The sequence below is a fragment of the Paenibacillus sp. AD87 genome (assembly GCF_001659845.1).
Taxonomy (GTDB): domain Bacteria; phylum Bacillota; class Bacilli; order Paenibacillales; family Paenibacillaceae; genus Paenibacillus; species Paenibacillus marchantiae.
In genome coordinates, this window is the sequence record NZ_LXQN01000007.1 from 2,688,097 (window position 1) to 2,713,819 (window position 25,723).

Genomic DNA, 25,723 nt, shown 5'->3' on the forward strand with positions numbered 1-25,723 from the left:
GCTATACATTAAGCAAAAGGGCTTTTGACCCTCTTTTTTACCACGCACGTATCCCTTCCTAAATAATTGTTTTCAATATTTTTGAACTGGAAACCAAAATTGAATATAATATTGTAATGCACCAATGGGTGGGAGGATAGGCCATGAATAAAGAGGAACAGGTCTTAGTGGGTTTCAGGGACTTATATAACAAGCTGGTTTGGCTTAATAAAGATAAGATGGAAGAAAGTCTTAAGGGTTATAAACCTTCTGAAGTACATTGCATCGAATACATTGAAAAAAATGCAGATTCCAATGTAACAAAGCTTGCAGAGTCCTTTTATATGACTCGAGGTGCGATAAGTAAATTAACGAAGAAGCTCATAGAAAAAGGCCTGATCGAAAGCTATCAGAAGTCGGATAACAAGAAAGAAATCTATTTTAGGCTTACAGAACAAGGGAAAGTCATTTATCAAATCCATGAGGACCTGCACAATGAGTTTCAAGAGCGAGATAAAATTGTATTCGAACAGGTAACCGACGATCAGTTTGACAGTATGCTTAACTTCGTGGACAAGTATAATCGGCATTTGGATGCAGAAATCAAGAAGCTGGGTACAGATCTGAAGTCGGAATAAATCTTAATAATGAAAGTTAAACTAAAGGCAGCCGGACTCTATTTGAGAACAGGCTGTTTTTTTATTGTTATTATTTTGTTGACAAGGAAACAAAGTGGTTGTACGATATTAATGTTTCCAAGGAAATAAAATCACGACGTTTGAGGGGAGAATTTAATGTTTAAATTTCGATCACGATCACATCATACACAGAACACAGAACAAACCATAGACAAACACGCTTTATTATTCGGTCTGATCTCTGTGTTTCTTTGCGGAATAGGCTTCAGTATTATCGCGCCTGTTGTCCCATTCCTAGTACAGCCTTATACAAGCAGTCCAGGAGAACAAGCTATCGTTGTTACGCTGCTGACCTCTGTTTATGCCTTTTGCGTATTTTTTGCGTCTCCCGTGCTTGGAGCACTGAGCGACAAATATGGCCGTCGTCCATTGCTCCTGGTATGCCTTTTGGGTTCCGTAATTGGATACTTGGTTTTCGGCATAGGTGGAGCCCTATGGGTACTCTTTGCGGGGCGTATAATCGAGGGTATAACAGGAGGAAGCATAGGTACTATCTTCGCATATTTTGCGGACATCATCCCACCCGAACAGAGAACCAAATACTTTGGATGGGTGAGTGCGGTTGTAGGTGTAGGCACCGTCATTGGCCCGACTGTAGGCGGATTGCTCGCCAAGATTGATTATTCTGCACCCATGTATTTTGGAGCCATCATAACTTTGGTGAATGTTATATATGGATTCTTTTTTATGCCTGAGAGTCTTGCCAAGAAACATAGTTTGAAAGAAATTACTTTGGTGAGACTTAATCCATTCATACAGCTTGCAAACCTGCTTTCCATGAAAAACTTAAACAGACTACTGATCTCAGCCTTCTTACTTTGGATACCCAACGGATCTTTACAGGCCGTTTTCTCACAATTTTCAATGGATACTTTCAATTGGAAGCCTGCAATCATCGGACTTATGTTCTCGATTATGGGTGTCCAGGATATCATCTCACAAGGTCTCATCATGCCCAAGCTTTTGAAAAGACTTAGTGATAAACAGATCGCCATTCTTGGAATGATTTCAGAGATTATAGGCTACAGTCTCATTGCACTGTCTACTTTGTTCTCATTCTATCCTCTCTTTATCGTTGGCATGTTTATATTTGGTTTTGGTGATTCGATCTTCGGACCTTCCTTCAATGGAATGCTCTCCAAGTCTGTCGATTCTAGTGAACAAGGCAGGATTCAAGGCGGTAGCCAATCTATTCAGGCTTTAGCTAGAATGATTGGTCCTATCATTGGAGGTCAAATCTATGTATCGCTTGGTCATGCTGCACCCGCCATTATGGGTGTGATCCTTATAGCAGCGGCAATACCCGTTTTGTATAAGCGAAAACAAGTAATTATTTAAAATGCCTGCTTTCATCAGGCAAATATCGGATTGATTGGTAGTCAAGACACCATAGAACAGAGAATAGGGTTTCAGAACTTAGGTATAAGTTCTGAAACCCTATTTGTCTACAGTCCGGGATGTCGAGACAATCGGTCTACCTTTCCAAACTCCAGTACATAGATGGATGAAGGACGTAATGCGTAACCACGCTGCCAATCCTCGGTCAAAACACTCCGTTCTGTGCACTTGATATGATTGGGTTGAAACACGGAGTTGATGTTATTGTACGAATCGCTGGTAATCTCATATAAGGTCCCCTCTTCACTCGCATCGAAAACTTGTAAATCCAGCTCAACCGATACTTCCTCCAAGCTTCGGTTCACAATAAACAAGGTGACCCTGCTGCCATCAACATTCGTTCCGGCTACAACATCCAGATCGGGGAGTGCATCCAGCTCTACAGGCGTTTTTTGGTTTGAAGTTACAGAGAATGTTCCACATTCAGCTTCTACAGGTAGGATATGATGAATATCCCGATTCGCGTAAAGCTTTAATACTTCATAGGTTGGAGTTCCATAGATCGTGAGTGGGTGTCCACTCCATCCAGCATGCTTGCCCCGATATTGATCCGCATAGAAATCCCCGACACGGATACATCCCCCAAGCCAACCATTGACCAGATCGGAGAAACTGCCAATTTGCACGCTATCGCTGCAACGAATCATTTCATTCAGATTGGCGGCATTCGCCACGGCTGCTCCAAGGGTATGCTCGTCTGGCAGTCCTTTTCGCACAGTGTTTGGATAGTACATCGTGTTATATTCGGTGATGGCCAGCTTCACATGCTGATGTTTGATGTCGGAATGAATGACCTCCATTGTTTGGTGTATACAGTGCCGGGTCCACTCGGGATAACTAGCCATTGCTTTATACCGATCCTCAGCCGGTGTATCCCGATTCATGCCAAAGGGACCGTAGCCGTGGTATAAATGTAATGTTAAATAATCGATATACTCCCCTGCCAGAGCAAGCACAGTTTTATTCCAATCCTGCTCGTAATGTCCACAGGCCAGCAATACAATGGAAGGATCTGCTTCCTTCATCGTTTTGGCAAACTGTACGGTCCGCTCCGCAAATTGCTCCGCAGAGCAAGCTCCAACTTGCCATTGCCCCCACACCTCGTTGCCGATCTCCCAATACTTCACATGATATGGTTCCGGAGATCCGTTCTTCGCCCGAAGAGCCCCCATTGGGGTATCTACACTTCCATTACAATATTCAATCCATTGGGCGGCCTCTTGAGGTGTACCCGATCCATCGTTCACACAAATCAGAGGTTCCACCTCCAGCTCGTGGCAAAAGCGGATAAATTCATCCGTTCCGAAATATTTGCTGGTCCATCCTCCCCATGCCTCGTTGTACATGACTGGCCTCTCCAGAATCGGCCCAACGCCATGCTCCCAGTGATAGGCGCTAATGTAGTTCCCTGCAAGTCTCATCATGCCTGCGTTTAGTTCTCTGGTCATCTCTATTATTTCGCTTTTTACCAGAGCAATATGATCCACAGGCAATAAAGACACATGGTCCAGCCAGAGCATTCCCGTGGAGACATGATCGATCCATCTTGGATGCTCTGTCGGAACATACACCCGAATCTCTGCATCTGAACAAGCACGTAGGATCGTCAGCCGTCCTTCATAATCCTGCCAGTTATGGCTGTGCAATTCGATTTTCAACTGACCGAGCACTTCTTCCGTACGTCTATCGACCGCCTCCACCATCAAATACTGGAGTTCAATGGAGGCTCGCGCAACTATACGAACGGTGTAGTCCATAGGCCCTTTCAATGCGCAGCTTTGTGCAATCCCGGCGTACGCTTCATCATCACTAAAGATACGAATACGCTGAGCGCGACCCGAATGTCTGGGAGCCGGGGCTTCCATTGCATATTGCGTATTTCTTCCGTTGGTGTAGGTACTCCAGCTTCCCGATACAGAAGCGCTTGATTCAGCCTCGCTTTCAAAGTCCATATCCTTCAATGGAAATGCAAGCATCGCTTCCATATGGTCTCGGATGTCTTCCACAAAATGCCCAAACAAAAAAGGGTTGACCGTGTGTTCGCTTACACGACTACAATCTATACTAATTCTGGCGTTTGATTTCAACATAAGTCCTCCATCATTGTGGTTGATATGGATTTAACCTTTAATCGATCCAATCATGACCCCTTTAACAAAATGGCGCTGCACAAAAGGATACATCAACAGTACAGGCAAACTGGAGACGATAATCACCGCATACTTGATGCTCTCCGCGAGCAGGATTTTGTCTTCCAAACCAAGGCTGCCGTCCACTGCATCGGATTGGCTGATCAGCAGAATTTCGCGCAGTACCAACTGAAGCGGATGCAGATTTTCGTTACGAATATAGATGAGCGCGTTAAAAAAAGAATTCCAATGGCCTACGGCATAGAACAGCACCATCACGGCCAGGATCGGCTTGGACAGGGGCAGGATAATGCTCACAAGCAGCCGCCAATTGGAGCACCCATCCATGTGGGCAGCTTCTTGAAGCTCCCAGGGAATACTCGACTGAAAATACGTTCTCATCACGATCAGATTGTACGTGGCGATTGCGCCGGGAATGATCAGAGCCCACATCGTATCCACCATGCCCAGATTTTTGACCAATAGATACGTTGGAATTAATCCGCCACTGAAGAACATTGTTAGCGTGATGAACACCATGATTACATTACGTCCAGGAAGGTCAGGTCTAGAAAGAGGATATGCAGCCAATACGGTCATGATAATGTTAATCACAGTGCCCACGACCGTATAAAATATCGTATTACGGTATCCCACCCATATCTTCTCGTTGTGCAAAATATTCGTGTAGGCGTCCAACGTCAGTCCTTTGGGCAGTAACCAGACTTCTCCGTTTAATACTTTTGTGGGATCACTGAACGAAGCGCTCACGATAAAAATCAGCGGGTACAGCACAGCGATAATAATGATTGAGGCTATGATGTATATGATTACATCGAAAATCCGTTCATTGGAACTGGCTTGTAATGTCGCCTGCTTGGACATAGGATCTTACCCTCCTTTACCATAAGCTCGTCTCAGACGTCTTCCGTGCAATCCGATTGACCAGTAAAAGTAACAGCAGATTAATGATTGAATTAAAAAGCCCGATAGCAGCTGTATAGCTGTATTCTCCCTTGAGGATACCTGTCGTATAGACAAACGTTGAAATGACGTCGCTCGATTCCAGATTGAGATTGTTTTGCATCAGCAAAATTTTCTCAAACCCTACGTTCATGAAATGACCGATGTCCAGAATGAGCAAAATGATGACGACCGGAGCGATGCCGGGTAGCGAAATATGCCAAATCCGCCGTAGCCTTGATGCTCCATCCATCTTGGCAGCTTCATACAAATGCGGGTTCACTCCGCTCAAGGCTGCAATATAGATGATGGATTGCCAGCCCATGTTCTGCCATATATTCGAACTGATAAAAATGGTTTTGAACCAACCTGCTTCCTCAAGAAAACGGATCGGTGTACCTCCGAATGCCTCAATTAGCAGATTGACTGGACCCGTATGGGGCGAGAGAAACACATTCAGTATGCCAACGATAACGACCACTGAAATAAAGTGGGGAATATACGTAATATTTTGCAGCCATTTGCTGAAGGTTTTATTGCGAATTTCATTAATGATTAGTGCCAGCAGAATCGGAATCGGAAAGGCAATCAATAAGGAGAACAAGTTAATGGATAATGTATTCCATAGAAGTCTCCAAAAATAATAGGAATCAAAGAATCGTTCGAAGTGTCCAAAGCCTTCCCAGCTGCTGCCCAGAATCCCTTTAGCCGGATTGAAATTTTTGAACGCAATTTGCAGTCCATACAGAGGGGCATAGTGGAATATCACATACCAAGTGACTGGCAGAAGCAGCATAAGGTACAGGTCCAATCTTTTACCCATTTGCCTTAACAGGCCTGAACTCTTTTTCGGATGGCTTCGTGGCATCGTCATCATTGTATCGGTTTTGACGCTTTTCATAGGCAACTGCTCCTCATCCATGATGTTTCAGCATTATTTCTGCATCTTGTCAAAGGCATCCTGATACAACTTCTCCAGTTCCTCAACTCTCATCTTTTTGAGCGTGGCCTGGAATTGCTCCCACTTGTCAAAACCGATTGCTCCCACAATAAATTTTGTACTCTGTTCTTCGTAATATTTATCAATATCATTTCGCAGAATGTTGACTTCCTGGGCGGTTTGCTCATCAAACATTGGAGCCGCATAGCGAACTTTTGGCATGAACGGATCGAGCTTTTGCTGCGCCTCCTGCACCTGAGGTGGATTGATAAAGGAAGCAACCTGTTCACTGATGAGATGTGGCGCGCCTCCGCCGGCATAAGGCGTAATTTTGGCCTGGTTACTGATTTCTTTTAGGAAGTCCTCTTTATAGTAAGGAATACCATCCTTCATCTCGTAATGCTCGCCTTCTCTTCCGAATCGGAGCAGGGTAGAACCCTCGTCACTGTAGAAATAATCAATCCAACGCATCGTGACTTCAGGATATTTATTGACGGATGTGATTGCAAAGGCTCCAAAATCCCTGGCGACTGGCAAAGCCTGAGACTGTAATCTGTCACCTTGCGGACCTTCCAGTGGGGCGATACCAGTATATTGGTCTTTAATCGACAAGAAGTTATTGTTCGTCTGGTCAAAGAAAAAACCTGTATTTCCCGATCCCTGCTTGGCCAGATATTGCGCTTCCGTATGTGAAAATATTTCCTGATCCAGCAGCTTTTCCTTATACAGCTTATTTAAGTACATCAGCATTTCTTTATTCTGGTCGCTGCCCATCCAGATACTAACTTTGTCATTTTCAATATTAATGTTATAGCCGAGCTGTGAATCCAATCCGAATGACCCACTCATCGCGTTTACAACAGCCAATCCTACGCGGGCTGTCATCGGAAGTTCATCCTGTTTGCCGTTTCCATTCGGATCACCATCACGGAAGGCAAGCAATACATTGTAAAGTTCTTCGGTGGTCTCCGGCACTTTCAGATTCAGCTTGTCCAGCCACATCTGATTGATCCATTTCTTATCCGTACGCGCCGCACTTAGCGTAACAATACCCGGAATTGTATAAATGTGGCCCTCTGGTGTAGTAATGCCTGAGCGAATTTCGGGATATTGTTCCATTAATTTCTTCAAATTCGGAGCATATTCATCGATAAGACCTTCCAGTGGGATCAATTGGCCGGCAGAGCCATAGCGGATGGCTTCAAGCGGGGAAATACCTGAACGGAACAGGGCATCCGGCAGTTCATTCGAAGCAAACAACAGATTTTTTTTCTCCTGAAAACCATCCGTCTGCGCTTCAATGAATTCCACCTTTACATGGCTTAATTTCTCGTAATCCTGGAAAACCGGCATCTCCTTGAAAGGGCCATTTACGGGTGCAATGCGGGTAAACATCTTGAGATTCACCGGTTCGTCCACAATCGGAAACCCGGTCGTATGAATGTCGTTCTTCGAAACCTCTGGTAAAGCTTCGTTATTGGTTCCACCGGAATTGCATCCAGCCAGCATCAAACTGGAAGCGATCATCATCATGATCATATTTCTTCCCCAGCGTTTGCGCATAAAGTTGTGCCCCCCACAATTCTTTATCACCAACGTAATTTGTAAGCGTTCACGGTTGGTGTGTGCTCATTATAATTCACCGGGCATGGAAGGTAATTACAATAATATGACCCTTTACTCCACATATTTTACGAGTTTAGAGTTCTGCTCTTATCTGCCTAGTTTCCCAAGTGCAAAGTCGGGAGTTTCGTTTCGTTCTTCCTTTTTCCTGGATTGCTCAAATACGCTTGCGGTGTTAAACCCGTTATTTCTTTGAATACTTTGAAAAAGTAGTTGTGTGTCGTAAATCCCACTTGCAAGCTTATTTCTTTAATCGAGTATCGGCCGCTGTCCAGCAGCTTGCACCCTGCGTCAATCCGAACCTGATTCAGATATTCTGAAAAAGTCCGCTGCGTCTCCTCCTTGAATATTCTGCTTAAATAGGAGGCATTCAGGCCGATTACGCTTGCCGCAAGCTCCAATGTGACATAACCGGAGTACCTCTCCAGAATGAATTGGATCGTCTGCGTGACATGGCGAGAATAGGAACCGATTACACGATGTTGATTCAACAAATGAAACAGGCTGGAGAAGAAGGATTGCAGGCCTTGCTCCAGTTCTCTTATCGTTTTCATGCGCCCAAGCTCGCTTCTTGAAGGCAGATTAGCTATCGCTGGATCTGTGGAAGGCAAGCAGGTCCTCCATGCTTTATCACCCGTTTGCATGAGCTCGCTGACAATCATCTGAACCGTATGTGAATGGATAGGCAAGTGGTCAATCGAAGCAATAATAGTGGAAATCAATTGATGCACGCCTTGCTTGTCAAACCTTTCTATGGATAACAGAAGCTGCTTCTGCTCCTCAATGGTCAGTGAAACTCGCTGACTCTGATCTTTTTCATGTGAATGCTTGTCCGAACATGGAGTTTCAATTTGGAGGGTATGACTTCTGAACGTTTTCACAGACGAAGATCCATCGAGTTCGTATTCGGCTGAACAGTAACTGGATGCGAGCTGTGATAGACTGGTGCATATAGGTCCTACTGCGGTTACACTTTGCAGATTCAGGAACAGTTCCAATGCATGCTGAATCTTCCGCAGTTGTCCATCTACCTCACGCTGCATGATGTGCTCGCTTCGTTCCCTGAAAGAAAACACGATAACAAATCGCCCTTCCTCAACGTACACCGCTGTCCGCTCATGGATATCACCCAGGCTCTGCTGCATCATATCGACCACCTGCTGAACCAGACCATTGGTCTGCACGTCACTGTACGACTCTGTCAGCAGCAGGAACGGAACAATCTGTAAAGCTGCGGTTGCATATCTGGACGCATGCGGATACAGATTGTCTTTCTGGGAAAAGTCTTCAAACCCGTACGTTGTCTTCGTCTGTCTTTTGAGTAAATACAGCAAATACTCGCGCATAACCTCGGGACTCACTTTCTCGGCCATGGCACTCTCGGCGACCTGTTTCTCACGCAACCGATCTTCCTGCTGCAATTCCGATACGGCTTTATTCAGGATGTTGAGCAGCGTTGACTCATCCAATCGATGCTTGAGCAAATAATCAATGGAGCCATTGTTCAGGCAATCCCGCACATAGTCATAATCGTCATAACTGCTGAGCATAACGGTCTTAATCCACGGAAAACGTTCCTTGATAGCCCGATTAAGCTCTACACCGTTCATTTCAGGCATATCTACATCAATAATGACAATATGCGGTGGCGACTGCTCAATCATCGTTAAAGCAATTAACCCATTATGCGCCTGACCGCATAATTCAAATCCATAGTCAGCCCAGTCCAATAATGTCCATAGATTATGGTGTACTAAGGGTTCATCATCGACGAGTAGCACCTGAAACATGGCTTATATCACCTCTCGTTTGGTATTTTCCATACTTTTCTCCAGTTTGGGGAGCCAAATTTCAGCTTTGGTGTACACCCCCGGTTCACTGCACAAATGGACACCATATGAGTCGCCGTATGTGCGAACGATTCGTTCGTGTACATTACGTACACCCATTCCACTAAAACGTGATGTTTCTCCGTTTGTACCCGTACCTTTCAGTAAATACTCCCGTTGCTCCTCCGTGATCCCCTTTCCGTTGTCCACCACATCAATATTGAGATTGTTTCCTTCTTCATACACCCGGATCAACACGAATCCATCCTGTTCAAGTGGTCCGATTCCATGAATAATTGCATTTTCAACCAGGGGCTGCAGCATCAGCTTCAACACCCGACATTCCAGCAATGCGTCATCCTCAATTTCGGTAATCATCCGAATCGGCTTCATATATCTGTACTTCATGATGGAAATGTAGTGCTCAACATAAGCCAATTCTTCACGTACCGTAAGAAATTCGCTTGAATTACCAAGGACACTTCGCATGAGCTCAATCAACGATCCCGAGACCGCTTCAATGTTTGGAACTCCGTTTAGCCTGGCCAGATACTTGATCGTATTGAGCGAATTGTATAAAAAATGAGGATGGATTTGTGCTTGGAGCGCAGTAAGCTCAGCTTCCCGCTTCTCTTTCTCGCTGACGCGGATTCCTTCGAGCAGATCTTTCAATTCTTCCACCATACCGATAAAGACATGGTACAGTTGTCCTGTCTCATCTTCACTTTTAATCTCATTTTGGGGAAGTGTCAGATTTCCGTCCTTCACCAACATCATCAGTGATTTTAGTTTTCGGATATTCAGGGTAATTCGGGAAGAGACTTGAAGTGAAACGATCAGTACAACGACAAACACAATAATGGACACCTCTGCCAGCAGGTTGCGCAGCTTCACCGATTCGGTCAGCAGAGAATCCATCGGAACCAAAGAAATAGTACTCCACCCAGTATAGTCGGATTGACGGCGAACAACGATATATTCTTTTCCATCAATGTAGCGCCTGACCGCTTCACCATTCGTTGTAAATTGCTGATTGATCTTCTTAATTTCCTGATCTGAAGGAGTAAGAGAAGAGGTGGCTCGGGTTTCATAGACGAATTGATTTCCCTTGTCCAGTACATAGATCATGCTATCTGTAGTTGGTCTCACGTCATATGTTTTCTGGATAAACTCATAATTAAGATCCACCATGACAAACCCAATAGTCGCACGGTTATAACGGATTTCCCGACCGATGGTGACGGCATTTGACACCCCTGTCTGCTTGAAATATGCGTGCTTTGATCCATTTTGCAGCATGTAATTCATCATTGGCGTACCCAAGATGGTCCTGTCCAGCCAAGGTCCACCTGAGAAAAATACCTTCCCGCTCAGGCCCACCACAGCTATCCGTGAAACATAGGCCTTATAATCGATCAGGGACGATAGAAATTCATCCATCCGCTTCTGTTCCTGAAACCACTCGTAACTGATTTCCTCATTCGGACTGAGCAAAGTGTCAATAACCGTGTTTTTGTTAGTCACCACGACCGTATTCAGACGGTCGATCTCTTCCAGCATTATGTTCAATGATTCATCTGCCTGCCTTATGCTGTCCGAAACCGAAGTAATCGCATTTTGCGTAATCGTTTCACGCATGCTCATATAAACAATGACCGTAATTAAAATAATGGATACTAGGGTAACGGCAATAAAAGCGATAAAAATTTTCCCTTGAATGCTGCGTTTCGGTGAAATCCATCTCTGCAATGTAGAGAGCTTCATTGTGGGAGTCTCCTTTTTCATGATCCAATAAAAAAGTAAGCGTTCTCCGTACTGGACATGCGTTTGTTCAGGATCAGCTTGAGGTTCTCCGCATCATGATTGGAGGTACTTTATAATAGATTTTGAATGCTCTGGTAAATGAATATAAATTCGGATAACCGAGAGACAAAGCAATCTCCGTAACGGTAGCATCCGTATCCTTTAGAAGCTGTTTGGCCTTATCCATTCGTATTCTCTGCATAAATTTTAACGGAGGCAGTCCAACCTGAGTGGTAAACATATTGGAGAAGTATGAACGATGCACCCCTGCGAAGTCAGCAACCTGCTGCACCGAAATGCCCTCTGTTGCATGCAATTCCATGTAATCCATGCACTCATGTATCCAGCCCGCCAGTTCTGTAGGCTGTGCATTGTTGGTGTCTGGAACAAGACTGGCCAACAAGCCATATACCAGCCCGTGCAACTCCAGCGATACTGCTGGCTTCCATCGTTCCACACATGCCAATGCATGAATCAGACGTTCCGACGTTTCCTGAACCTGTGGAGAACACATCTGTTTGCCAAACGGACTTTCCGGAGTCAAGCCAGCCAGCTCCAATAAAGGTTTGACTTTAGGCCCATCCAATGCCAGCCAGTTCATTTGCAGTGGAGATTCCGAGGGAAGCATGTGATAGTAATAGGTTCTGCCGGGAAACAGACAAAACAGATCATTCTTCTGCAGGTCCACTCGCTTGCCATCAAACTCAAGCCTGACCCTACCTTCACGCACAAAATGAAGACTGTAACACTCGATACGTTTGGGGCCAACCCTGTAATTGGATTTGGCTATACTTCTCCCTGCCCGGACTGGCCAGATGTGTTCCTCTTTATCCAAATATCCTGGCTTATAGTAGATGAATTCTGCATACTCGTACTCATATTCCTGCATCGTAGGGAGTTCCCTCCTTCACCTATTTTGTTTGATCATAACAAAATGACAATAAAAATATAACACCGGGCTATTTTGATAACTCGTTTTTTTCAATATCATCTTACTAGGAGGCGATTACACTTGTCGAGAACACCTAACATTTTGCTAATCACTAGCGACCAGCAGCACTGGAACACGATCGGAGCTTTTCAGTCTGAAATTTCCACGCCCAATCTGGACCGGCTCGCCCATCAAGGAACAACGTTTGATCGGGCCTATTGCCCGAACCCTACCTGTACCCCGAGCCGTGCTTCTATTATTACAGGTATGTACCCAAGTCAGCATGGAGCCTGGACATTAGGCACAAAACTGCTTGAAGATCGTCATACCGTCGGGGAAAGTTTCAAAGAGGCAGGCTACCGCACTGCCCTAGCAGGCAAAGCACATTTTCAGCCTCTAAAATCTACAGAGGAATACCCGTCGTCTGAAGCGTATCCCATCCTGCAGGATTTGGAGTACTGGAGACATTTCCACGGTCCATTTTACGGCTTTGACCACGTAGAGTTAACACGTAATCATACGAATGAAGCGCATGTCGGTCAGCATTACGCGTTATGGTTGGAAGAACAGGGATGTACGAATTGGAAAGATTACTTCCTTCCCCCAACCGGAACGATGGATCCATCTTCAACCTATACATGGCCCATCCCTGAGAAATATCACTACAACACCTGGATCGCAGAACGAACCAATTCCCTTTTGGAGCAGTACACCCATGCTGATGATCCATTTTTTCTGTGGGCCAGCTTTTTCGATCCGCATCCTGAATATCTGGTACCAGAACCTTGGGATTCCATGTATGACCCCAATGATCTGACAATTCCCTCTATAACACCTGGAGAGCATGATCGTAACCCACCCCATTTTCAACTGACCCAGGAGGAGAATCCGAATTTTGAGCATCTGGTTGAAACCGGCTTCGGCATCCACGGTTACCGTTCGCATCATTATTATGAATATGGCGACAAATCCCGGTTAACGGCGTATGACAAGAAAAAACTGGTCGGCGTGTATTATGGAATGATCAGCATGATGGATAAATATATTGGAAAAATCCTCGATAAGTTGGATGAGTTGGGTATTGCAGACGATACGATCGTCGTTTTCACTACCGATCACGGTCATTTCTTCGGACAGCATGGTCTTCAGGCCAAGGGTGGATTCCATTACGAAGATCTTATCAAAATCCCATTTATCGTAAGATATCCTGGTGAGGTGCCTGCTGCGAAAAAGTCAAATGCCATACAATCGCTGGTCGATCTGGCTCCTACCTTCTTGTCCTTTTGCAACATTGCAATTCCGCACGCCATGACGGGAATCGATCAGAAAAAAGTGTGGCTGGGCGCCAAGGAAGCCGTTCGTAATCATGCTCTCTGCGAATTTCGACACGAACCCACGACGATTCATCAAAAAACCTATGTCGAACAGCGGTATAAAATCACCGTCTATTACAATCAAATCTATGGTGAACTTTTCGATCTTGAACAGGATCCCGATGAACGTTTTAACTTGTGGAATGAACCTGAGTACACCCAGCTCAAGTCTGAGCTTCTGCTCAAATACATCTGGGCTGAGCTTGGCAAGGAGTCCATGCCGATGCCTCGAATTCATCATGCGTGATGGAAAGGATAAGGGTAGCATCCAAAACCTGAAAGAACAATTTATGTTACTGACACAGCTTTTTTGGACTTTCTTTTGCATCGGTCCTTCCACATTTGGAGGCGGATATGCGATGCTGCTAATTATTGAACGCGAAGTGGTGAACAAGAAAAAATGGATGCAAGAGGACGAGATCGGTGAGCTTATATCGCTTGCCGGCTCTGCTCCCGGAGGAGTTGGCGTCAATGCCGCTGCGATGATCGGACATCGCCAGGCAGGAATTGCGGGGGCTGTGTCTGCCGTCATCGGCGTGACATGTCCCACGTTTTTGATTGTGATTCTGATCAGCTTGTTCGCCATCCTATTTCGTAACCAACCCAAATTTGAAGCTGCTTTAAAAGGAATGAACGGTGGCATTATTGCACTAATTAGCATGGCAGCTTATCGGACGGCCAGGTATTCTATCTTAGATACAACAACAGCGATAGCTGCCATTGTGACCGTAGCTGTTCTTCTGTTTGCAGGAATCCATCCCCTCTATCTTATTATTTCGGGATTGATATGCGGCATGGCCGTGATTCGGATCAAAAAACGGCTGGGCCTTCAAGTGAAAATGGAGAAGAAGTCTGTAACAGGCAGCTACCCGGAACTGGAATATTACATTTAAGTAAGTCGAATCGGAGCGATTGAGATGTACTGGGACCTGTTCATGATGTTTATACGTGTAGGCCTCGTTTCATTTGGTGGCGGTTACGCCGTTATCCCGATCATTCAACACGAGGTAAAGGAAAAAGGATGGCTGACAAGCGCTGAATTCCAACAAACCGTAGCGCTGGCCGGTATGGCGCCAGGCTCGATTGCAACCAATGCCGCAACGTTGATTGGTTATCGGACGGCAGGTTATATCGGAGCCGCTGTCTCTACTGCAGGTATGATTTTGCCTTCACTCGTCGTAATTGTGCTACTCTCCGCCTTATTTTATCGGATGCACGACAATTTATGGGTAAAGTCCTCTTTATATGGCTTACGCCCCGTAACAACGGGACTCATTATCTATGCTGCCATTCATTTTGGTTATCCAAGTGAAGTCGCAAGCATAAGCAGGGTATGGCTCGGGACACTGCTTATTAGCGGAGTTTGTTTGTTTCTCCTGCTCAAGTACAAGCTTCATCCCCTTCTGATTCTCAGTGTGGCTGGAGCAGCAGGCATTATCTTATTTTAAATTCACTTTGGCGACGACAGGCTGAATTCACTTCCTTCAATGGTTTTTAAAAGGAGCAGCGATCACAGCATTAGCTGTCCTGGCTGCTCCCCTTCATCTTTATTTTACGAATGACGCAGATATAATCTGCTCGTTTCCTCCCAGATTTCTCCCGGCTGCAGACTAAATAATCCAGCTTCCTCGGCCTGCATATCCAGATTTGGTGCATTCACAAGATTGATCTGCGGTTCGGGACAGAAAAAACCTTCTTCCGCATTATTGTTCCAGATCATCCAATGTTTATATGAAGTTCCCACATCGTAAACCAATGTCATTCCATCCTTCGTATCTTGAAGCTCCATCCGGTTTCTCCCGTTTTGCGGTACAGCAGTATAATGATTATCCATTTCTGCAAAGAACGGATATACCCCGGAGTCACGCATCTGCTCTTCCTCCTGAATCAAGGGCTGAAAACAGGTCGTTGGCAGCATACGTTGATCCAATTCCCATCTGTCTCCAATGGTCAGCTTGAGCTTGTAATCACGAGCCGCTCCCCCCGAATTAAATGGAGCGTTAATTGAAGTATGAAAAGCGATCAGGCACGGCATGCTGGAGCTTCCATGATTGCGAATGCGGACATGCTGCATTAGTCCATCACTGCTCAGCGAGTAGCGTAATGTAATACTGAATTGAAAAGGAAAGCATACGTATATCGGATGAGTTTCATCAACAGTTATGGACACCGAGACATGGCTTTCATTCTCGGTATGCCCATACTCATCCACAACCCAAGGCGTATTATACAAAAATCCATGCAAATGATTGCCTGTTGCATCCTCATTGACCGGAAACTGAAGCGTCTGCCCGTTCCAGGCAAACCGCCCGTCCTCATAGCGATTTGGCGGAAACAGAACCGGGATCCCGTGAATCATGGGTCTTGCCTTGAATGAATCCATCTCTTCCGGTGAAGGTTCATGAAGGAAGCGAAGCCCCCGTTCAAGATCACGATAAGCGACCAGATTACCACCTATCTCCGGTAGCATAACAGCCTCACTGGAACCAAAGCGAAGGTAAACGGCCTTTTCCCCTTGAAAATCGCCTTCCCAGGATCTACTTGTCTCCTTTGTGTTCAACACATATTCCCCTCCTTATTCGCCGGTCGACGATGGATAATGTCCTTCAATAATGGCCCGAATCTGCTCCATCGGCATCTTGGGCTGTCTGTCATACGTCAGCAGACCGTTAATCTCCTGTTCCACGTCCGTCAGCTGGGTGTAACAAAATCCTTCTACAACTGGAGAATCCAATAGCGGCTGTACTACCGCATGCAATCGCTGCGCAAAATCCTCGTCATTTTCCGCTCCGGAGTAACCCCAGCCCTCCCAGTCACTTTTCTTATACCCGATTCCACCGAATTCGGTAATTAATATGGGCTGTCCTTCATAACGATAGTTACCCACGCTAAGCTTTCGACTGCCCGGAAGGGCGTTTACCGCATTTTCACGAGTGCGATAGCGTTCCACCAGCACCTCTCTTCTCCATTCATAATCATGAATGTTATACAAGTCGGTCTGAACCATCTCCCAGCCATCATTGGAAATGACCGGACGGGTAGAATCCAGTGATTTGGTCAAATAATACATCGACAAGGCGTGATACTGCTGCTCCTTGCTGGTCAGGATGTTGGGAACACCCCAGCTTTCATTAAGAGGTACCCAGACCACAACACATGGATGGTTGTAGTCCCTTTCCAGCGCCTCCTGCCATTCCCGCGTTACCTGTGCGACGTATTGTTCTGAGAAATCGTACGCATTCGCCATCTCTCCCCACACCAGCAGTCCCAGTTGATCACACCAGTACAGATATCTCGGATCTTCAATCTTCTGGTGTTTTCTGGCGCCGTTAAATCCCAGTTCCTTCGTTAATTCCACATCACGCCGGATGGCCTCGTCACTCGGCGGAGTCAGATTTCCATCCGGGAAATATCCTTGATCCAGAACAAGCTTCATATAATAAGGACGGTTATTCAGAAACAGCTTGCCCTGTTCAATAGAGATTTTGCGCATACCGAAATAGCTATCGACCTCATCGACAGGCACACCATCCACCAATACAGTGAAATGAATGTCATACAGATTGGGTTGCTCTGGTGACCACAGCCTGCCAAGGCCATGCTCGTTAAAGGTGTGAAGTCCGATGGTACGGGTCTCTGTCCTGCCGCTAATCCGATATTCATCCTCAGACAGCTGCTCTCCTTGATAGGCAATTTGTACACGGAGCCTGACATCCTGTGCGTGCCAATCCCTTGGTTCTGTTTGCTCCCTTTGAAGATGAGCCGTAACTTCGATCTCGTTGCGATCGACATCGGGAGTGAGACGCACCTTCTGTAGATGAACGGGTGCGACAGCTTCAAGCCACACCGATTGCCATATTCCAGTAGTTCGGGTATAGAAAATTTGGGCAGATTGCTCCTGCCAGAACTGCTTCCCGCGTGGTAACGTTACATCCCTGCTATAATCTATCGCTTGTACGGTCAGCGTATTGTTTCCTTCCAGCAGAGCATCCGTAATGTCGGCATGAAAAGGGGTGTGTCCCCCTTCATGCCGAACCACAAGCTGTCCATTGACCCAGACAGAGGCTTCATAGTCCACGGCTCCGAAGTGCAGCAGCAGACGTTTGCCAGTGAAGCTCTCCGGAATGTCAAAGGTCCGTTTGTACCATACATTATCGTGGAATTCCGGATCTGCAATGCCACTAAGTTGACTTTGAAAAGCAAATGGTACTTGGATTCGGCGGCTGAATGCTTGCTTGCCCTCACTCCATTTTTCCGAACGTCCCTTGTTATCATCATCGAATTCAAATTCCCATTCCCCATTCAAACTCAGCCAATCTTTACGTACAAATTGAGGCCTTGGGTAATCCTGTCGCAGCATGATGTTCAGCTCTCCTGTCACCCCAGATTAATTTTACGGATCACTTCCAGTGGCACTTTCGGTTTACGGTCTTCCGTCAACAGACCATTAATCTCCTGCTGCACATCGGTGACCTGTGTATAACAATAGCCCGAGATATAGGGAATGGCTTTGATCGCTTCGGTGATGGAACGGAAACGTTCAATAAAGGCTTCAACCGAGTCCACCTGATTGCCATAACCCCAGCCTTTATCCGATTGGAAAGCAATACCGCCGAATTCACTGATGATAATGGGTTGTCCTTTATAGTGGTAACCTTCAGCAAATGCAAACTTCCATCGATTGGAAGCAACCTTGTTACTTACGATCAAGTCCTTATCCTGATACCGTTCCAGAAAGGCTTCTCCCGTCTCCACATAATCATGGATTGTCAAAATATCCGATACCGTATGCTCCCATCCGTCGTTGGTAATGACCGGACGATACGGATCAATGGCTTTGGTGAGATGGTAAATGGATTGCGTGAATTGCTGCTGCCTTACCTCGTGACCAATCGTCGGTATTCCCCACGATTCATTAAATGGCACCCAGGTAATGATGCTGGGATGATTGTATTGCTGAGGTACAATTTCAAGCCATTCTTTGGTGAATCGGCTCACTGCCTCATCATTAAACTCGAAGGTTGCTGCCATCTCTGACCAGACCAACATGCCTTTTACATCACACCAATACAAAAAGCGTGGATCTTCCAGTTTCATATGTTTACGGATTCCGTTATATCCCATCTCGGCAATTTTATCGATATCCTCAATCAGCGCTTCCACTGAAGGTGGGGTCAAATGGCTCTCTGTCCAATAGCCCTGATCCAGAATCATTCTTTGGTACAACGGAGCATTGTTCAGTAGAATCTGCCCATTTTCAATCGATATTTTTCGCATACCAAAATAGGAATGAACCCGATCAATTTCTTTCTCATCTTCATACATCACAAACTCGATATCGTACAGGTTCGGTGAGCCCGGTGACCATAACGACTGTTTCCACGGACCGCCTGCTTCATGTTTGACACTAGCTTCCACGGTCATCCAGGGTCTGTCTGGAGATAGGCTAATAGTTTGCACATGCTGACCCTTTAACTCAATCCGTGTCTCCAAACGCAAGTTGTTCTTGCCTTCAATCCCATTCAATTGAAAGTCCACACGAATCATATGACGATCGATATCCGGTGTCATCTTAACCGCTTCAACCCTTGCTTCACTCACATGCTCCAGCCAGACACTTTTCCATATCCCGGTACTTTGCACATAAAAACATTCAAAATTGTCATCCACCCAGCGTTGTTTCCCCCGAGGCTGCATCGCGCTCTGACTGTCTTCTACTTCAAGCACAATGTTATTCTCCGAGCCATAAGTGATATAAGGGGTAATGTCGAATGAAAACGCTGCGTACCCTCCTTCATGTTCACCAACAACCGTTCCGTTCACCCAACATTTTGCGTGATAATCCACTCCCTGAAAATGCAGAATGCTCCGTTTTCCTTTTGCTTCCTGGGGAATCTGAACACTTCTGCGGTACCAGACCAGAGGATGAAATGTCTCTATTCCGATACCGCTCGCTTGGGTCTCATACGTGAAGGGAACCTTAATTTTCGTCCCTTCCGGAAACTGATTCTGGTCGTACCACTGCTCACTTTCACCCGCCTGATTATCATCAAAACTAAAATCCCATTCTCCATTCAAATCCAACCACTCATTGCGTACAAATTGCGGTCTTGGATAATCCTTGTTATAAAATTTAGTTGTCATCTTGTTCTCTCCGATCTCCTCTGTATTTGGCTCATAGGCCTGAAAAAATGTTAACCCTTAATACCGGACATGCTGATGCCTTTAACAATCTGTTTCTCAAAAATGATAAACAATATAATGATGGGAACAGAAGCCACTGCATTGATAACCATCGGTTTGACGTAATCTTCGGAATACTGACCCATTAGCGTTGGGATACCCATTGGCAGCGTAAACAGATTATCATCGGTTATGGAAAGGAATGGCCATAAGAAATTGTTCCACGAACCGATAAATGTCAGAATCGCCATCGATGCCATGGCCGGACGTGTCAAAGGCAGCATGATGCTGGTAAAGATTCGCCAAAAGCCTCCCCCGTCAATTTGCACACTCTCCAGCAGATCATTGGGAACCCCATCGAAGAAGCTTTTGAGCACTATGACAGCTACTGGTGAAGCCAAAGCAGGAATAATCAATCCACTGTATGAGTTCAGCAAATGTAAATCCTTGGCTACCTGATAGAGTGGAATAATGGTTGCTTCACCCGGAATCAGCAGCCCGCCAAGAATGAAGAAGAAAACAAATGTACGTAAACGAAACGGTACTTTGGACAGGGCAAATCCAGCCATCGCCGCGAAAATCACAGTCAGTACTGTTACAACTACAGCGACGAACAAACTGTTAACCACCCACTGTGACAGCTTTGTCGTTGTCAGAATTTCGTTATAGACGGCAAGTGAATATGGCGGTTTAAACCAGTCCAGGACCGTAATAATCTTCATGCCTTCTTCTTTGATGGAGACCATCAGCATCCACACAAGTGGGGCCGCAAACATAACCGCCATCAACGCAGAACCTGTGCGATATAACCATTTCATCAGTATTCCGCCCCTTTCCGGTTAGTCATCCAGTATTGCAGCGCCGACAGCACCAGCAGGATTACGAATAAAATATAGGACATCGTTGCGGCATAGCCCAGGTTATTGTTCTTGAATCCGGTCTGATAGATTAACTGAATAATCGGTCGTGTCTGATCCAGCGGTCCCCCGCCTGTAATGACATAAATCTGCATAAAGACCTTGTATGAAGCGATAATCTGCAACATGGTAATGGTTTTGGTCAGTGGCTTCAGATAAGGAAGAGTAATCCTCCAAAATATTTGTGTATCACTCGCACCATCCAGCCTTGCTGCTTCATTAATTTCATCCGGTATTTCCTGCATGGCGGAAAGATACAAAATAAAGTTAAATCCGACTGTCCACCACAAGGTAATTACGGTAATAACAACCCAGGCGAGCCCCGTTTCCGTCAGCCAGAATATTTCAGAATTTTGAGGCAATAACCTGACAAGATGCAGGACGGAATTGACGAATCCCGTATAAGGCTGAAATACGAATAAACCCAGATAAGCTGCGACGGCAACGGAGAGTACGCTTGGTATAAAGAAAATGATGCGGTAGAACTTTTGTAAAGACGATTTTCGGTTGGCAATCAAAGCCAGCAGAATCGCGAGTATAATCATGGTCGGTGTACTCAAGAAAACAAAGAAGGTTGAATGCCAGATCGCTTCCCAAACCTCTCTGTCCTGAAAAACTTTTCGGAAGTTATCCAGGCCAACAAAATCCATTTTCTTGATCAACGTCCATTTGTAGAAGGTCATCTCCACACCTTTAATCATGGGCCAGATCGTAAATAAACCATAAATAATTAAGAATGGAAGCAGAAATACCAGCGCTTGCATATCCGCTCTCATTTTTTTGATCTTCATATGCGTCTCCCCTTTGATTGGCACGCAAGCCGGCGATTTCTTGTCTAGAGATGGCGATAACACAGGCTTGCGTGACCCGTCTTCCTTCTATTCGCTCAGTATTTTCTGAATGGCTGTCTCCATGTTGTTCATGGCATCCGCAGGAGTCATTTTGTTCATCCATACTTCATTCAAAAATTTAAAGGCAGCTTCATCGCGGATTTGTGCATTTTTGGTAGAATGTTTGCTGAATTTAACTACGCTTGCAACTTCGGAATAATCACTGCGGTATGGCAGATCCTTGAATTCCTGTTTTTCCAGCACGGATGGCTTGGAAGGGATATGTCCGGCCTTCGCCCAGACCTGACCATTGTCAGCAACCCAGTCGGCAAAAACCATCGCGGCTTTGCGCTTAGCCGGGTCTTCATCCTTAGTCAGTGGCAAAACAATAGTATGGGAATCTCCCCAGGTTGCTTCCTGGTCGTAGAATTTCGGAATTGGCATAGCACCAAACTCAAGTCCCTTGGTGGATTCCCACGTTCCTGTCGTCCAGACCCCTGTCATGATAATTGCGGCTGTTCCACTTTGAAAATTTTTATAGAAATCTGGATCATTCTTCTTGATATAGCCTTCGGTATAAAGCTTCTGGATATAGTCAGCGGCTTTGATGCCTTTCTCTTTATCAATGGCTGCGGACTTCAGATCATCCGACACCACGTCGTTACCACCCAACTGGGAGTACAGCGACCACCACAAGCGGTAAGGGTCATCATTATTATTGGACAATGCAAACGGGGTCGTTTTGGCAGGCAACTTCTCTTTTAAAGTTTGAAGGAAACTCAAAAACCCGTCAGCCGATTGCTCCAGAATCGGTTTTCCGTCTTCACCAAGCAAGCCTGCATCTTTTAGCAGTTTTTTGTTGTAGAACATGATAAAGGGATGTGTGTCAATGGGGACTGCATAATGTTGACCTTCTACAGTAACCGCATCCAAGAGATTCTGGTTATAGGTGCTCCAATCCACACCTGCATCCGTAGCCGGAGTATCAAGCTCTGTGACAACCCCCTGATTGATCAGATCGGGCAGTCTGGAGGAATGGGAAATCCCAATGTCCGGTCCATTACCGTTACCAACAGCAGTAACGAGCTTCGTATAATACTCGCCCCAGGCCAATTTGGTATTCTTCACTTCAATGTCCGGATGGGTTTTGTTGAATTCATCGACTAATGTCTGCATGTTTGCGCCATCACCACCATCGAACAATGTCCAGAATGACAATGTCACTTTTCCATCACCAGTGCCACTCTCACCCGCCTCATTACTGCCTCCGCTACATGCACTTAACACGGTTGAGAATGAGAGCAATAATGTCAGTGCTAACCTGCCGATCTTTTTTTTCATGCGAGTATCCCCTTTACTCTAATTTGTAGATACAAACGATATAATTGTTTTATTACATTATTACTGTATCTATAGGGGATTATATAAGGGTAATTATCACTTGTCAACGCTTTCAAACATATTTAGTGTAATTATCAAATAAAAAAAGACCTTAGTTACATAATATCTGCAACCAAGGCCTTTCTTCTTCATCTCATTCTAATGAACAGCATAATGTACAGTCATCTTGATATTTTGGTCATAATCTCCAAATTGTCTCCCAAAGAGATTTACGCCTCCTTGATGAACCGCATCCGGCTTCATACCGATCCGCACCCTTAACTTATGGCTGTTTTGAAGGTTAAGCTGAGCCAGATCCACTGCTGAAATTTTCTCCATATCCAGCGTCGTCTTATTTTTGTCCACCCGCCATGTCTTTAATAAACCATACTGTGTTGACCATTCAAACCACCACGCCGGGTTGAGCTTTCCGCGCCGATCTCCAAAGTCACCAGGACATGTCCACATACCAATTTCCACACCGTTAATCCATACGGAGATATCGGAAGGCCAATTATGATCATAGTTTGGCGCTTCAGAACATATTTCCATGGACAGTTCCAGCGATTCGATTACCGCTTCTGCCGGAATCTCCAGTGGCATCAAATATTCGACATATCCCTTACGAAACCACATAATCTGCGCTCCGACATGCTTCGGATGATAAAAGCTGGCGGGTTCATCCTCACGAATAATCATGCCCTCGCCATTCGCCATGCCGCAAGTGGGTGACACTTCACAATCACTATAATGACCGATAGGCATATCCACTTCGTATACCTGAATGTCGCCTTTGGGAATTGCTTTCTCCAGATTAAGAGCAATATGAATATCATCGTAATTGCGGCTGCATACCTTCATCGCCCCGCGAGAGGCAGGCAGCAGTTCGGTATTAATCAGCCTTGCTGCTTCCAAAACCTTGATGTTGCTGGCTACTGTGGATACGGGAAGTTTGAGAGCTTCCGCGATTTCAACGATATTCAGGTTTTGGGAGATCAATAGTCGGAGAATATCCACTCTGGATCGAGTCGATAACGCATGCGTGACCGTGACCAGTTCATCCGGATTATCAAAACTCAGCTCAAGCATTCGTTCACCACCTCTTATGTATTTATGAAACAGGAAATTTAAACGTAAAGTTTAATTCAGTCGATAATATTGTAACAAAACATTTATTTTGTATCAAATTGCTTTTTACTTCATCATTCTTCTTCTTTTTTCCCGATCAGATCCTGCAAACGAATACTGGAATGGTTGATTTTTCCCATTAATGCATACATGATATCCATATTGCTTTCCTGCTCCTGCGTTGTTGCCAGAACATCCTCCGTCGCTGCTGCATGCTTCTGCGAGATAGCTGATATATGATCCACTTGTTGGCGGACTCGATTAAAAATCAGACTCATCTGATCGGTCATATCCATTTCCTTCGCTATGTATTGATCAATATGCTCAAACGTAGACTTGATATGGTCAAAGCTCTCAAGTACCTGACTGGAGATGGCTTTACCTTCTTGTACTGCTTCACTTCCGTTAGTCGCTTTTTCAACTACAAGCTGTGTCTTACGCTTGATATTATGAATAATTTCGTCGATCTGTTTAACCGTGTTGGAGCACTCCTGCGCGAGCTTTTTGACCTCATTGGCTACGACGACAAACCCCGCTCCTGTTTCCCCTGCTCTGGAGGCTTCAATATTTGCGTTTAAGGCTAGCAGGTTGGTCTGATCAGAGATTTGGTTGATGGCTGTCAGGAAGGTATTCACTTCATCCATGCTTTTGTTCAATTCCTCAACGGTGGTCATTGACTCTGTAACTGTCGCATTAATAATAGTCATCTGATTGCCCATTTGAACAATTCGATCCGAGCTTTGGCGAACAACCAGACCATTTTGTTCTGAGATGTCGGCGAGCCGATGTGACATTTGGTTGATTTCGGACATTTTCCCATCAGCTTTGTTTACCTCCTCACTAATTTGTGCAATGCTCCCGGATTGATCGCGTATGTCTTCCGTCACTTCCTGAATATTCGTGGTTATCGTATTACTCATGTTTTTCAGCATACGAATATCGTTATTGCAGCTCGCAATATCCGTGTTCAGCATAGATGTATTTTCGCGAACGGCTCTTACCATAGTATCCAGTGCTATCACAAGCTCTCTCGCTTCCGCTTCCTTGTTAAGAGCCACCTGAATCAGATCTCTGCCACGTTTGCAGACAAAATATAGAGCAACGATCGTCAGTTCGATAAACCCAATCGTCATGAAAAAAGTCGAATCATATTGCTGATGGCCTGAATAATAAATCACAATATAAGCAATGTTGTACATCGCCCCAAACCCGTATAGCAGAACTCTATTCAAATAAAGAGAGATCACACAGAGAACAACCATAATGAGCATGCCTGCAGCAGGTGATTCAATATATGGCGTCGTACAGGTCAGTATGGCAATCATCAGAACGACCATCGTCAAGACTGTTTTTTTGCGAATAATCAATACAGTAGCAATAGACAGCTCAATTAACAGTGAGAGCACGACTTCGAGTTGAACCTTATTGCTGGTAATGAAGAAACAGAATGATAACAGGGTTAACCATAAAATCGTGACGATAATGTTGTTTATTTTAGTTGTATTGTTTCTAAAAAAGCTGTTGTCCATGATGGTCATGGTTTGTTCCCCCTCAGCGACTTGTGAACTTCTCTTTGATGATTTTTATCAGGATTAGACAGATGTTAAGCAGGATTACAT

General features: G+C 45.2%; 20 protein-coding genes. 5 read left to right on the plus strand and 15 right to left on the minus strand.

Annotation, left to right across the window (positions count from 1 at the left end; genetic code table 11):
- Window positions 1–143: 143 nt before the first annotated feature.
- Together gpAD87_RS11745 and gpAD87_RS11750 are read left to right on the plus strand one after the other, a co-directional pair.
- The gene (locus tag gpAD87_RS11745; RefSeq protein ID WP_064638526.1) at window positions 144–617 is read left to right on the plus strand and encodes a MarR family transcriptional regulator; all 474 of its coding nucleotides are present in this window, start codon (window positions 144–146) and stop codon (window positions 615–617) included.
- A 156-nt stretch (window positions 618–773) separates the two neighbouring features.
- Window positions 774–2,015: an MFS transporter gene (locus tag gpAD87_RS11750; protein WP_064638529.1), complete on the plus strand. Its 1,242-nt coding sequence runs from the start codon at window positions 774–776 to the stop codon at window positions 2,013–2,015.
- Between the two features lie 107 nt (window positions 2,016–2,122).
- Here gpAD87_RS11750 and gpAD87_RS11755 read toward each other — a convergent pair whose 3' ends face one another.
- The 7 genes from gpAD87_RS11755 to gpAD87_RS11785 all read right to left on the minus strand — a co-directional run bounded on the left by gpAD87_RS11755 (window position 2,123) and on the right by gpAD87_RS11785 (window position 12,251).
- Window positions 2,123–4,162 carry an alpha-L-arabinofuranosidase C-terminal domain-containing protein gene (locus tag gpAD87_RS11755; protein ID WP_064640871.1) on the minus strand — a complete coding sequence of 680 codons (2,040 nt, stop codon included), beginning with the start codon at window positions 4,160–4,162 and terminating at the stop codon, window positions 2,123–2,125.
- Window positions 4,163–4,195: 33 nt separating this feature from the next.
- Window positions 4,196–5,089 (minus strand): carbohydrate ABC transporter permease, encoded by an 894-nt coding sequence (locus tag gpAD87_RS11760; RefSeq protein ID WP_063565108.1) that lies wholly within the window; start codon window positions 5,087–5,089, stop codon window positions 4,196–4,198.
- 16 nt (window positions 5,090–5,105) lie between these two features.
- The gene (locus gpAD87_RS11765) at window positions 5,106–6,068 is read right to left on the minus strand and encodes an ABC transporter permease (RefSeq protein ID WP_064638530.1); all 963 of its coding nucleotides are present in this window, start codon (window positions 6,066–6,068) and stop codon (window positions 5,106–5,108) included.
- Between the two features lie 33 nt (window positions 6,069–6,101).
- Window positions 6,102–7,670 carry an extracellular solute-binding protein gene (locus tag gpAD87_RS11770; RefSeq protein WP_064638532.1) on the minus strand — a complete coding sequence of 523 codons (1,569 nt, stop codon included), beginning with the start codon at window positions 7,668–7,670 and terminating at the stop codon, window positions 6,102–6,104.
- Between the two features lie 158 nt (window positions 7,671–7,828).
- Complete coding sequence (locus gpAD87_RS11775; RefSeq protein WP_064638533.1) at window positions 7,829–9,520, minus strand: response regulator; 1,692 nt, start codon at window positions 9,518–9,520, stop codon at window positions 7,829–7,831.
- Between the two features lie 3 nt (window positions 9,521–9,523).
- A complete protein-coding gene (locus gpAD87_RS11780; protein WP_064638535.1) occupies window positions 9,524–11,323 on the minus strand; it encodes a sensor histidine kinase in 1,800 nt (599 codons plus the stop codon).
- Window positions 11,324–11,396: 73 nt separating this feature from the next.
- Window positions 11,397–12,251, minus strand: a complete 855-nt coding sequence (locus tag gpAD87_RS11785) for an AraC family transcriptional regulator (protein WP_064638537.1) — start codon at window positions 12,249–12,251, stop codon at window positions 11,397–11,399.
- 123 nt (window positions 12,252–12,374) lie between these two features.
- Between gpAD87_RS11785 and gpAD87_RS11790 the strand changes: the two genes are divergently transcribed.
- The 3 genes from gpAD87_RS11790 to gpAD87_RS11800 are packed head-to-tail and all read left to right on the plus strand — an operon-like array spanning window position 12,375 to window position 15,114.
- Complete coding sequence (locus gpAD87_RS11790; protein ID WP_064638538.1) at window positions 12,375–13,913, plus strand: sulfatase family protein; 1,539 nt, start codon at window positions 12,375–12,377, stop codon at window positions 13,911–13,913.
- Between the two features lie 43 nt (window positions 13,914–13,956).
- Complete coding sequence (locus tag gpAD87_RS11795) at window positions 13,957–14,559, plus strand: chromate transporter (RefSeq protein WP_331710912.1); 603 nt, start codon at window positions 13,957–13,959, stop codon at window positions 14,557–14,559.
- A 24-nt stretch (window positions 14,560–14,583) separates the two neighbouring features.
- Window positions 14,584–15,114: a chromate transporter gene (locus gpAD87_RS11800; protein WP_064638541.1), complete on the plus strand. Its 531-nt coding sequence runs from the start codon at window positions 14,584–14,586 to the stop codon at window positions 15,112–15,114.
- Window positions 15,115–15,218: 104 nt separating this feature from the next.
- Here the strand turns inward: gpAD87_RS11800 and gpAD87_RS11805 are convergent, their stop codons facing one another.
- The 8 genes from gpAD87_RS11805 to gpAD87_RS11840 form a co-directional block, all read right to left on the minus strand.
- Window positions 15,219–16,229, minus strand: coding sequence for an aldose 1-epimerase (locus gpAD87_RS11805; protein WP_231952519.1), 1,011 nt, complete (start codon window positions 16,227–16,229; stop codon window positions 15,219–15,221).
- Between the two features lie 12 nt (window positions 16,230–16,241).
- A complete protein-coding gene (locus tag gpAD87_RS11810; RefSeq protein ID WP_064638543.1) occupies window positions 16,242–18,026 on the minus strand; it encodes a glycoside hydrolase family 2 protein in 1,785 nt (594 codons plus the stop codon).
- Window positions 18,027–18,043: 17 nt separating this feature from the next.
- Window positions 18,044–19,810: a glycoside hydrolase family 2 protein gene (locus gpAD87_RS11815; protein WP_064638545.1), complete on the minus strand. Its 1,767-nt coding sequence runs from the start codon at window positions 19,808–19,810 to the stop codon at window positions 18,044–18,046.
- A gap of 50 nt (window positions 19,811–19,860) precedes the next feature.
- Window positions 19,861–20,667 (minus strand): carbohydrate ABC transporter permease, encoded by an 807-nt coding sequence (locus gpAD87_RS11820; RefSeq protein WP_064638547.1) that lies wholly within the window; start codon window positions 20,665–20,667, stop codon window positions 19,861–19,863.
- Window positions 20,667–21,557 (minus strand): carbohydrate ABC transporter permease, encoded by an 891-nt coding sequence (locus gpAD87_RS11825; RefSeq protein ID WP_064638548.1) that lies wholly within the window; start codon window positions 21,555–21,557, stop codon window positions 20,667–20,669. The genes gpAD87_RS11820 and gpAD87_RS11825 overlap by 1 nt, the downstream gene beginning before the upstream one ends.
- Before the next feature lie 87 nt (window positions 21,558–21,644).
- Window positions 21,645–22,937 (minus strand): ABC transporter substrate-binding protein, encoded by a 1,293-nt coding sequence (locus gpAD87_RS11830; protein WP_064638550.1) that lies wholly within the window; start codon window positions 22,935–22,937, stop codon window positions 21,645–21,647.
- Window positions 22,938–23,135: 198 nt separating this feature from the next.
- Window positions 23,136–24,065, minus strand: a complete 930-nt coding sequence (locus gpAD87_RS11835; protein WP_063565121.1) for an ArsR/SmtB family transcription factor — start codon at window positions 24,063–24,065, stop codon at window positions 23,136–23,138.
- A gap of 113 nt (window positions 24,066–24,178) precedes the next feature.
- Entirely contained in the window at window positions 24,179–25,642 is a 1,464-nt protein-coding gene (locus gpAD87_RS11840; protein ID WP_231952520.1) for a methyl-accepting chemotaxis protein, read from the minus strand.
- Window positions 25,643–25,723: the final 81 nt, after the last annotated feature.